Origin of the sequence: Halorubrum laminariae (assembly GCF_024494655.1) — an archaeon.
Classification (GTDB): Archaea; Halobacteriota; Halobacteria; order Halobacteriales; family Haloferacaceae; genus Halorubrum; species Halorubrum laminariae.
On the sequence record NZ_JANHDL010000001.1, the window covers coordinates 95,557 to 106,336 of the forward strand.

The window sequence follows — 10,780 nt, forward strand, 5'->3', positions numbered from 1 at the left end:
GCTACTCGTCGACCGGACGGAACCGGAAGCCGTCCCACGTCTGGCTGTCGGGTTCGCGGATCCCCGCACCGGGCTCGCGGAGGTCGTCGGCGTGGATCGGTTCGACGCGGTCGCCGATGGCAACGTCGAACGGCTCGGCCTCGTCGTCCGACCCGTCGTCGGGCGTGGCGACCTGTCCGAGCGCGCGAACCGGCGGCCCGTCGTAGCCATCTTCCATCTCGAATTCGACGATTGCGAGCGTATTCGGCTCGCGGACGCCCGGCGGAGTCGCCGTCGATGTCGTCCACGTGATGACCTGCGCCTCGCGGTCAGAGAGGTCGATCGACCCGGTCCGGTCCGCGCCGTTCGGACCCACGGTGTGGGGCGGATACGTGACCGTCCCGTCCGCATACTCGGCAGCCTCGAAGGCCGGCCCCTCGCCCGTCTCCTCTCCGCCGTCGGTCCGTGTCTCCTCGTGGTCACTCATTGGTTACCCTCCAAGATCGCGGTTGTCACGCAGTTGCCGAATCCACCAACGTTGCAGGCGAGTCCCGTGTCGGCCTCGACCTGTCGCGCGCCGGCGTCGCCGGTGACCTGCTCGAATATCTCGTACACCTGTGCCACGCCGCTCGCTCCGAGCGGGTGTCCCTTGGATTTGAGCCCGCCCGAGGTGTTGATCGGGAGGTCGCCGTCTCGCTCGGTGACCCCCTCCTCGACCGCCTTCCACCCCTCGCCCTTCTCGAAGAAGCCGAGGTCCTCGCTCTGAAGAAACTCCAGAATCGTGAACATGTCGTGCAGCTCCGCGACATCGACGTCGTCAGGACCGATCCCGGCCATCTCGTAGGCGATCTCGGAGGAGTCGACGACGCCGCCCATCGTCGTCGGATCGACGCGCTCGTGGACCACGTGCGTGTCGGTCGCCCCGCCGATTCCACTTATCACGGCGTACTCGTCTTCAGGGACGTACTCCGCCGCGACTGACTCCGGACAGAGCACGAGCGCCGCGGAGCCGTCCGTGATCGGACAGAAGTCGTACAGCCGCAGGGGGTCGGCGACGATCGGTGACTCCAGTACCGTGTCGAGGTCGACCTCCTTCTGGAACTGGGCGTGCGGGTTGTCCACGCCGTTTCTGTGGTTCTTCACGGCGACCTTGCCGAGGCTCTCGCGGGGCGCGTCGTACTCGTCTAGGTAGAGCCGCGCCGTCATCCCCGCGAAGGAGGGGAGCGTGACGCCGTGTTTGTACTCCACCGGGTGCGTGAGCGACGCGATCACGTCGGTCGCTTCCGAGGTCGACCGGTGGGTCATCTTCTCGCCGCCGACGAGCAGGGTGAGGTCGCTCGCGCCGGACGCGACCGACTGCCACGCGGCGTACACGCCGGCTCCGCCGGAGGCAGAGGTCTGATCGATTCGGGCGGTGTACGCCGGCTGTGCGGCCAGATCGTGGGACAGCGCGTTCGAGACGCCGGTCTGTCCCTCGAACTCGCCGCTCGCCATGTTCGAGACGTACAGGTGATCGAGGTCGTCGCCGTCGACCCCGGCGTCGTCGAGCGCGGCCGCGCCCGCCTCCGCCAACAGTTCTTGCACCCACGCGTCACGTTGCCCGAACCGGGTCATCGACGCGCCGATGATCGCTACGCGTTCCATGTCCGTCGGTTCACCGCGGCCGACTAAAACGTACCTCTCTGCGGGCGGGCGAGAAGGTCGTCGTGACTCACTCCGCGCGGCGTCCGGCGTGTCCGGGGTAGTCGCGCTCGAACCGGGAGCCAATCTCCTCGCTATCGAACCGAATCACGACCGGCCGCCCGTGCGGGCACGCGTAGGGATTTTCACACGCGTCCAGGCGGTCGAGCAGATCGACGACCCGCCCCTCGGTCAGCGAGGTGTTTCCGGTGACGGAGGGGTAACACGCCAGATCCGCGAGCAGTTCGTCCACCACGTCCGCGACGGGCTCGTCGCCCTCGGTCGCGTCGCCGACGAGCGACGAGAGCGCGTCGCGGAGGAGGTCGGGGTCGAGCGCGGTGTCGAAGACCGCGGGGACCGCCTCGACGACGACCTCGCGGTCGCCCGCGCGTTCGGCCCGGAAACCGATCTCGGCGAGGGCGTCAACGAACTCCGCGAATAACGCCGCCTCCCGCGCCGTCAGCTCGACGCGGACCGGTTCCGCGAGCGCCTGCGCCTCCGCGCCGTCGGCGAACGCCTCGCGGAGACGCTCGTAGTTCACCCGCTCGTCGGCGGCGTGCTGGTCGATCAACACGAGGCCGTCCGGCGTCTCGGCCACCACGTACGTCTCGTGGAGTTGCCCAAGCATCCGCAACGGGGGCAGCGAGTCGTATCGCCGCTCCGTCGCCGTCGTCCCACCGGCGAGCGTCGACTGGTCCGTCGACGCGGACGGGGTGTCGCCGCTGGACGGGGCGTCGCCGCCGAGCACTGACGGCACTGCTGCGGTCTCGGGCTCGTCTGTGTTCGTCTGCGGTTCGGTCGCCGACGATTCTGTTATTTGGGGTTCCGTCGTGCCCGTCTCTCCGTCAGAGCCGATCGGTCGGTCGGTCGTCTCGCGGTCGGTGCTCGTCGTTGCCGAGTTCCGATGGTCGGGGCCGTCCGGCGACTGGTCTCTGCCGACATCATCGACCGCCCACGCGGCCGTGTCGGTCGGGTCGAGTTCGGTCGCTCCCGCGGTCCGACCGCCTTCGGTGCCGGCGTCGGCCTCGTCTCCGGCTCCCAGCCCGGCGTCGGCGTCGATATCGCTCTCGGTGTCGGCGTCGATATCGCTCTCGGTGTCGGCGTCGATATCGCTCGAACCCTCGATTCCGTCTCCGATCTCGCGTTCGATCCCCCGCTCGTCGCCGTCGCGGTTCTCGGTCGCCGCGCGCTCGTGTTCCGTTCCGGCACCGCCGACGGCGGTATGGTCAGGCGACTCCGGGCGAACCGCCGTCTCCTCCGGTGCAGACTGCCCGCGAGGAGCGGTCGATCGGATCAACCCGTGGTCGAGCAGCGCCGATTCGACGGCCGTCTCCACCGCCGACCGCACCGCCGGCTCCTCGTCGAATCGGACTTCGAGCTTGCGAGGGTGAACGTTCACGTCTACGTCGCCCGGCGGGACCTCCACGAACAGCACCGCGAACGGGTACCGGTCGGGCGCGAGTTGGCCGCCGTACGCCTGAAGCGTCGCGTCGCGGAGCGCGCTCGCAGTCACGTACCGGCCGTTAACGTACGTCGAGAGGTACTCGCGGGTCGAGCGGGTCGTCTCGGGATGCGAGACGAGCCCGGTCACGCGAGCGACGGGCTGTGCGTCGTCGGATTCGAGGGTTTCAGCGCTTTCGGCAGATCCGTCGATTTCGTCGTCTCCCGGCGTCCACTCGACGTCGATCATCGACTCGGCGACCTCGCGGCCGTACACGGCGAGGACGGCCGACCGGAGGTCGCCGTTCCCTTCAGTGGCGAACGTCTCGCGGCCGGCGTGCTCCAGCGAGACGGCCACGTCGGGGTTCGCGAGCGCGTAGCTCGTCGCGACGGTGTTGACGTGGTCGAACTCGGTCGCCGTCCGCTTGAGGAACTTCTTTCTCGCGGGCGTGTTGAAGAAGAGGTCTTCGACTTCCACGGTCGTACCCGCGGGACACCCCGCGGGGCGAATCTCGCCGATGTCGCCGCCGTCAACCGTGATTTCGGCCCCGGCGTCGGCGTCCGGCGGCCGGGAGCGGACCGTGAGCCGCGAGACGGCACCGACGGTGTACAGCGCCTCGCCGCGGAATCCGAGCGTTGAGACCCCGCGGTCGAGGTCGTCGATGTCGCCGATCTTCGAGGTGGCGTGTTCCGCGACGGCCGCCTCCAACTGATCTTCGGCGATCCCGACGCCGTCGTCGCGGACGCGGATCCCCGCAGTTCCGCCGGCCTCGACGGCGACGGCGATCCGGCTCGCGCCCGCGTCGAGGCTGTTTTCGATCAGCTCTTTCACGACGCTCGCCGGCCGCTCGACGACCTCTCCGGCCGCGATCCGCTGTACGGTTTGCTCGTCCAGCCGCTCGATGTTCGGCGGATCCATCGGTACGTCGGTCGGAGCAGCGCACACTTGAACCCGTTGGCGACCGCCCCAGCGACGCGGCGGCCACCGGCGACCCGCCGAACCGTGGTAACCGAACGGGCCCGTCGTCAGGGCTCTCACATCGCGAGACGGACGGTATCAGTCGACAGCAGTCGGCGTCGGGGCGTCGCCATCGAGTCGGTCGCGGTCGTGTGAGGCGTCGAAGTCCAGATCAGGTCCGTGTGCGATGATCCCCGTGGGAGTCACGTCCGGATGCGTCGTATAGTAGTGCTCTTTGATGTGGTCCATCTCCACCGTCTCTGCGACGCCCGGCGTCTGATAGAGGTCCCGCAGATACGGCCAGAGGTGCTCGTACTGATGGATGAACCGCTGATTGCACATGAAGTGGGTGTGGTACACCTGATCGAAACGGATCAGCGTCGTGAACATGCAGATGTCCGCCTCGGTAAGGGAATCTCCGACGAGGTACCGCTGGTCGGCGAGTCGGTCGTTCCAGCGGTCCAGCGCGGCGAAGAGGTCGTCGATCGCCTCGTCGTAGGCGTCCTGTGACGTGGCGAACCCGGCACGGTAGACGCCGTTGTTGATCGGCTCGTAGATGTCGGTGATCACCTCGTCGACATCCGCGACGGTCGACGCCTCGTCCTCGTCGGGGAGGAGCGACAGACCGTTCCCGAGATCATCAAACGCGGTCGACAGCATACGGAGGACCTCACGGGACTCGTTGTTGACGATGGTCTCCTCCTCGGTGTCCCACAGGACGGGGACCGTCACCCGACAGGTGGCCTCGGGGTCGGCGGCGACGTACAGCTCCCGGAGGTAGTCGCTGTCGTGGAGCCGGTCGGGGGTGCAGCCGTCCTTTTCGGGAGAGAACTGCCACCCGTCCTCGCCGCGCCACGGGTCCACGACGCTCACGCCGATGGCGTCTTCGAGGCCGAGCAGCGACCGCGCGAGCAGCGTCCGATGCGCCCACGGGCAGGCGTACGAGACGTACAGGTGGTACCGACCCGCCTCCGGCTGGAACCGCTCGTCCGGCTCGGCATCGACGTGGGCCGGCACGTCGCTGCCCGCGATCCAGTTCCGGAAGGTCGTCTCGCCGCGTTCGAACGCCCCGTCCTCGTTCGTGGTCTCGTAGGTGTCCGTACGCCACTCGCCGTCGACGAGTTGGTTCATACCGAGACAAGGGGCTCGACGCCCATAATGGGGTCGGGGACACGCGTGTCACCGGTACCGTCTGCGGACGTGCGGTCGGTTCCGACTGCGGGCGCTCGGAGGGGTCGATTCTACTCGGCGCGATCGATACGAGTTCGGCGCGGCGCGGTCGGTGAAACGGATCGGGAGCGTTCGCCGCTTCGACGCCGCTTCGGGCGAAAACGAGCACGCTCGGGGCGAACGCAGACGGGCACACAAGACTCAACGCTTATGAGGGGGCGGTCCAAATCCTCGCACGTTACGGAGACCTATATGAGCGATTGGATAGCGATCGGCGCCTTGGCGGCCGTCGGCCTGCTCATTCCGATAGGGATGATGAGCGTGTCGGCGTTGCTCCGTCCGAGCGTGCCTGAGACCGGTAAAAGTACCACCTACGAGTCCGGGGAGACGCCGACGGGCACGACGCGGATCCGGTTCAACATCCAGTACTACATGGTCGCGTTGTTGTTCGTCGTGTTCGACATCGAGACCGTGTTGCTGTTCCCGTGGGCCGTCATCTATCGTCCGGCGATACAGGCCGGCGTCCCGATGACCGCTCTCCTGTGGCCGATGTTGGTGTTCGTCGGCATCCTCGCAATCGGACTCGTCTGGGCGTGGCGGACCGGGGCCATCAGTTGGGCCCGGAGCCCCCGCGCGTCCAGCAGAAAGACGGAGCGTGATCTCAACTAATGAGCAGCGATCAACCTTTCATCACCGACGAATCGCAAGTCGTAACCGAGACCCGCGACGCCCGGATGACCGGGCAGGGCGACCGGTTCAACTCCCGACTCCGGGAGGCGTTCGGCTCCTCGCCCTTCATCCTCACCAAGTTCGACAAGTTCCTGAACTGGTGTCGCGGCTCCTCGATGTTCATGCTGCAGTTCGGTATCGCTTGTTGCAGCATCGAGATGATGCACACCTACGCCGTGAAACACGACCTCGACCGGTTCGGGTCGGGCGTGCCGCGCGCGTCGCCGCGGCAGGCCGACGTGATGATCGTCCCCGGGACGATCGTCTCGAAGTTCGCGCCGCGGATGAAACGCGTCTACGACCAGATGCCCGAGCCGAAGTTTGTCGTCGGCATGGGCTCGTGTACCATCTCCGGCGGCCCGTTCCAAGAGGGGTACAACGTGATCAAGGGCGCAGAGGAAGTCATCCCGATCGACATCCACGTCCCGGGCTGTCCACCTCGCCCCGAGGCACTCGTCTACGGCGTCGTGAAACTGCAGGAGCGCGTCGCCAACGGCGAGGCCGCGCCGGTGACAGTCAAGCCCTACGAGCTGGAGGAGTTCTCGGATCTCGAACGCGACGAGCTCGTGGACAAGCTCGCCGATCAGATCGACGACGACGAACTCGTCATGCGGTACAACTTCGCTGATTCGCCATGAGCCTCGAACGACCAGACACCGTCGACGACGAGGTTCCGGCACAGACCCCGGACGAGCTTGAGGCGCTGCTCGGCGACCTCGTCGTCGACCGCGACGACCACCTGAACGCGCCCGGCTACGTCATCCGCCCGGACACCGTTCAGGAGACGCTCTCGATCCTGAAAGAGCAGGCGGGGTACGACCACCTGTCGGTGGTCACCGCACAGGAGTACGAGAACCGATACGAGTCGATCTACCACCTGAAGAAGTTCGACGACCCGACCCAAGAGGTCAGCATCGTCGTGCCCGCCGACAAGGACGACCCCGTCTCGGAGTCCGCTGAGCCCGTCTTCCGGACGGCCGACTGGCACGAGCGGGAGGCGTACGACCTGATCGGCATCGAGTACGACGACCACCCGGACCTGCGCCGGATCTTGCTTCCCGAGACGTGGCAGGGGCACCCGCTGTCGATGGACTACGACAAGGACGGTCCGCAGATCGCCACGCTGCCGGAACACGCGAATCCGCTGCAGGAGCACCACAAGGACGCCGAGTCCGACACGATGTTCCTCAACATCGGACCGCACCATCCGGCGACACACGGCGTGCTCCACCTGAAGACGGTGCTCGACGGCGAGCAGGTCGTCGACGTCGAGCCCGACATCGGCTACCTCCACCGCAGCGAAGAGCAGATGGCCCAGTCGGGGACGTACCGCCACCAGATCATGCCGTACCCGGACCGCTGGGACTACATCTCGGCGGGGCTGCTCAACGAGTGGGCGTACGCCCGCGCGGCCGAGGACCTCGCAGATATCGAGGTGCCGGAGTACGCGCAGGTCATTCGCACGATGGGGGCTGAGATGTGCCGGATCGCGGCGCACATGCTCGCGCTCGCCACGTTCGCGCTCGACGTGAACGGCGATTTCACGGCGACGTTCATGTACGCCATCAACGACCGCGAGCGCGTCCAAGACCTGCTCGAAGACCTGACGGGTCAGCGGCTGATGTTCAACTACTTCCGGCTCGGCGGCGTCGTCTGGGACCTTCCGGAGCCGCGCGAGGAGTTCTTCTCGAAGACCCGGGACTTCCTCGACCAGTTGCCCGAGTCCGTCGAGGAGTACCACAACCTCGTCACGTCGAACGAGATTTTCCAGATGCGGACGATCGACACGGGCATCCTGCCGCCTGAGGTCGCAAAGAACTACGGCGCGACCGGACCGGTCGCTCGCGGATCGGGCATCGACTACGACCTTCGCCGCGACGACCCGTACGGCTACTACGATGAACTCGACTGGGACGTGGTGACCGAGGACGGCTGCGACAACTTCAGCCGCCTGCTCGTCCGGATGCGCGAAGTCGAGGAGTCAGCGAAGATCATCGAACAGTGCGTCGACCTGCTCGAAGACTGGCCGGAAGACGAGCGGACGATTCAAGCGAACGTGCCGCGAACGCTACGTCCCGATGACGACACCGAGATCTACCGCGCCGTGGAGGGCGCGAAGGGCGAACTCGGGATCTACATTCGCGCCGACGGGACGGACAAGCCGGGGCGGTTCAAGATCCGGTCGCCGTGCTTCTCCAACCTCCAGACGCTGCCGGAGATGGCGAACGGTGAGTATATTCCCGACGTGATCGCGGCGCTCGGGAGCCTCGATATCGTGCTCGGGGAGGTGGACCGCTGATGGGGACGGCACCCGCACAGCTGTTCCCCGAGTGGCTCGCCGAGACGTTCGGGCTGCCGGGCGTCCTCGGCGAGATCGTCGCGGCGCTCATCGCCGCGGCGGTCGTCGGGAACATCGTCCTCGGGTTCACGGGCGTCGCGGGCCCGTGGGCGAAACGGAAGATCACCGCGGCGTTCACGGACCGGATCGCGGTCAACCGCGTCGGACCGTTCGGCCTGCTCATCATCCCGGCGTCCGCGGTCCAACTGCTCGCGAAGGAGCTCATTGTCCCCGAGGGCGTCGATCGTCCCTCGTGGGACATCGCGCCCATCATCCTGCCGGCGTCCGCGCTGCTCGGATTCGCCGTGATTCCGATGGGCCGGCTCGGACCGATCAACTTCCACCTCGCGGACCCCGAAGTCGGGTTCGCGCTGGTGTTCGCGTTCGCGTCGATCGCGTCGATCTCGCTGGTGATGGCCGGCTACGCGTCGAGTAACAAGTACTCGCTGCTCGGCGGACTCCGCGCGGTCGCACAGAACCTCGCGTACGAGATCCCACTCATCGTCACGGCGATGTCCGTCGTGATCTTCGCGGGGACGCTCCAGATGAGCGGTATCGTCGGCGCACAGACCGAGACGCTCATCACGATCGCCGGGTTCGACATTCCGGCGTGGTACGCGTTCGTGAACCCGTTCGCGTTCGTGTTGTTCCTCACGGCGAACCTCGCCGAGATCGGACGGAACCCGTTCGACATCCCGGAGGCACCGACCGAGATCGTCGCCGGATACCAGACCGAGTACTCTTCGGCGTACTTCGTCCTCTTCTACCTCGGCGAGTTCGTGCACATCTTCCTCGGCGGCGCGATTCTCGCTGTGACGTTCCTCGGCGGCGCGTCCGGTCCGGGGCCGGAGAGCATCGGCTTCATCTGGTTCGTGGTGAAGCTCTGGGCCTTCTTCCTGTTCACGCAGTGGGCCCGCTCCGCGCTACCGCGCGTCCGCATCGACCAGCTGATCGAGATCGGCTGGAAGGGCATGCTGGTGCTGTCGTTCGCGAACCTGGTTCTCACGGCCGTAATCGTGGGGGTGATCGCCTGATATGATCGGACTCATGAAATCCATGGCGACGACGATGAAGCACGCGCTCGACGGGTCGACGTTCACGGTGGAATACCCGGAGGACGCTCCCGATGTGAGCCCGCGCTTCCGCGGCGTCCACAAGTTCAGCCAAGAGCGGTGCATCTGGTGTCGGCAGTGCGAAAACGTCTGTCCGAACGACACGATCCAGATCGTTCAGGACGACCAGCGCAACGGCGAGCAGTACAACCTCCACATCGGCCAGTGCATCTACTGCCGGCTCTGCGAGGAAGTCTGTCCCGTTGACGCCATCCTGTTGACCCAGAACTTCGAGTTCACCGCCGACACGAAAGACGACTTCGTGTTCAACAAAGAACAGCTCAAGAACGTTCCGTGGTACAAGGGAATCGATCCGCTGGAATCCCGAAACCCCGATCGCGGCGCGTGGATCGGGGAGGGAGACGGCGAGGTCGACTACCAGTAACGGGCGCGTCTCGAAATCTTCAAAGGGACTCTCATAGGAGACACACACAATGGTTTATGCTACCATCGCGTTCGGGCTGTTCGCCGCGGTCACGCTGGCGTTCAGCCTCGGGGTCGTCCTAGCGCGCGACGTGTTCCACGCCGCGTTGCTCTTGGGCGGTGCCCTGACGAGCGTCGCGGTGCACTACGTGATGTTACAGGCGGAGTTCATCGCCGCCATGCAGATCCTCGTCTACGTGGGCGGGGTTCTCATCTTGGTCACGTTCGCCGTGATGCTCACGCGATCGGACACGGAAACGGAGGTGAATAGCGCGTGAGCGATTCGAGTTCTGGGCCTGTCAGTCGCGTGGTTCCCGTCATCGCGGTCGCAGCCCTGTTCGTCGTGATGGCCCTCACGGCCCTCTCGGCAGAGTTCGGAGCAGTATCCGGATTCCCCGCCGACGCGTCGATCGTTCACAACATTGGGTACTCCCTATTCGGGCTCGGCGAGTACGACGTGACGACGGTCCCCGCCGAAGGGTTCCTCGCCGCCTTCCTGATCGCCGCCGTGGCCCTCGACGTCGCCGTCGACGGCGCGGTGTACCTGGCGAAACGAGAGGAAGACGGGTCGATCGTCGCGGCGGTCGGACAGGCATTGACCGACGGTGGTCGCGACGGAGGTGACCGGCAGTGACCGCCGTCGCCTCGTCGATCCCGCCGTCGTGGTACCTGCTGTTGGCGGCGACGGTGTTCTGTATCGGGCTGCTCGGCGTGCTCACACGCCGGTCCGCCCTGTACTTCCTCATGAGCGTCGAGCTCATGATGAACGCGGCGAACATCAACTTCGTCGCGTTCGCGCTGTACTACGGGGACCTCACCGGGCAGGTGTTCGCGCTGTTCGTCATCGCGCTCGCCGCCGCCGAGGTCGCTATCGGGATCGGGATAATCTTGGTGTTGTACCGCAACTTCGGCGTCACAGACGTCACCGTTCCAACGGAGATGAGGTGGTAA

Annotated in this window: 12 protein-coding genes; 8 read left to right on the forward strand and 4 right to left on the reverse strand. The window is 66.2% G+C overall.

Translation table 11 applies throughout. The annotated features are described in order from the left end of the window. Nucleotide 1 precedes the first annotated feature (1 nt). The 4 genes from NO887_RS00445 to NO887_RS00460 all read right to left on the reverse strand — a co-directional run bounded on the left by NO887_RS00445 (nt 2) and on the right by NO887_RS00460 (nt 5,188). A complete protein-coding gene (locus tag NO887_RS00445) occupies nt 2-466 on the reverse strand; it encodes a PhlB family protein (protein ID WP_256416523.1) in 465 nt (154 codons plus the stop codon). Next, the gene (locus NO887_RS00450) at nt 463-1,623 is read right to left on the reverse strand and encodes a thiolase family protein (RefSeq protein ID WP_256416524.1); all 1,161 of its coding nucleotides are present in this window, start codon (nt 1,621-1,623) and stop codon (nt 463-465) included. The genes NO887_RS00445 and NO887_RS00450 overlap by 4 nt, the downstream gene beginning before the upstream one ends. A 67-nt stretch (nt 1,624-1,690) precedes the next feature. Beyond that, entirely contained in the window at nt 1,691-4,018 is a 2,328-nt protein-coding gene (gene mutL, locus NO887_RS00455) for a DNA mismatch repair endonuclease MutL (RefSeq protein ID WP_256416525.1), read from the reverse strand. A 138-nt stretch (nt 4,019-4,156) separates the two neighbouring features. Beyond that, nucleotides 4,157-5,188: a glutathione S-transferase family protein gene (locus tag NO887_RS00460; protein ID WP_256416526.1), complete on the reverse strand. Its 1,032-nt coding sequence runs from the start codon at nt 5,186-5,188 to the stop codon at nt 4,157-4,159. Nucleotides 5,189-5,479: 291 nt separating this feature from the next. Here NO887_RS00460 and NO887_RS00465 point away from each other — a divergent pair, with 291 nt between their 5' ends. The 8 genes from NO887_RS00465 (at nt 5,480) to nuoK (ending at nt 10,780) form a co-directional block, all read left to right on the forward strand. Next, a complete protein-coding gene (locus NO887_RS00465) occupies nt 5,480-5,896 on the forward strand; it encodes an NADH-quinone oxidoreductase subunit A (RefSeq protein ID WP_256416527.1) in 417 nt (138 codons plus the stop codon). Further along, nucleotides 5,896-6,594 carry an NADH-quinone oxidoreductase subunit B gene (locus tag NO887_RS00470; RefSeq protein ID WP_006113007.1) on the forward strand — a complete coding sequence of 233 codons (699 nt, stop codon included), beginning with the start codon at nt 5,896-5,898 and terminating at the stop codon, nt 6,592-6,594. The genes NO887_RS00465 and NO887_RS00470 overlap by 1 nt, the downstream gene beginning before the upstream one ends. Then, nucleotides 6,591-8,255: an NADH-quinone oxidoreductase subunit D gene (locus tag NO887_RS00475; RefSeq protein ID WP_256416528.1), complete on the forward strand. Its 1,665-nt coding sequence runs from the start codon at nt 6,591-6,593 to the stop codon at nt 8,253-8,255. The genes NO887_RS00470 and NO887_RS00475 overlap by 4 nt, the downstream gene beginning before the upstream one ends. Next, nucleotides 8,255-9,328, forward strand: coding sequence for a complex I subunit 1/NuoH family protein (locus NO887_RS00480; RefSeq protein ID WP_256416529.1), 1,074 nt, complete (start codon nt 8,255-8,257; stop codon nt 9,326-9,328). Before NO887_RS00475 ends, NO887_RS00480 begins: the two co-directional genes overlap by 1 nt. Nucleotide 9,329: 1 nt before the next feature. Further along, nucleotides 9,330-9,791: a NuoI/complex I 23 kDa subunit family protein gene (locus NO887_RS00485; RefSeq protein ID WP_256416530.1), complete on the forward strand. Its 462-nt coding sequence runs from the start codon at nt 9,330-9,332 to the stop codon at nt 9,789-9,791. Between the two features lie 49 nt (nt 9,792-9,840). Continuing rightward, nucleotides 9,841-10,107, forward strand: coding sequence for an NADH-quinone oxidoreductase subunit J (locus NO887_RS00490; protein ID WP_256416531.1), 267 nt, complete (start codon nt 9,841-9,843; stop codon nt 10,105-10,107). A gap of 68 nt (nt 10,108-10,175) precedes the next feature. Then, entirely contained in the window at nt 10,176-10,463 is a 288-nt protein-coding gene (locus NO887_RS00495) for a hypothetical protein (protein WP_256417008.1), read from the forward strand. Next, nucleotides 10,460-10,780: an NADH-quinone oxidoreductase subunit NuoK gene (gene nuoK / locus NO887_RS00500; protein WP_256416532.1), complete on the forward strand. Its 321-nt coding sequence runs from the start codon at nt 10,460-10,462 to the stop codon at nt 10,778-10,780. Before NO887_RS00495 ends, nuoK begins: the two co-directional genes overlap by 4 nt.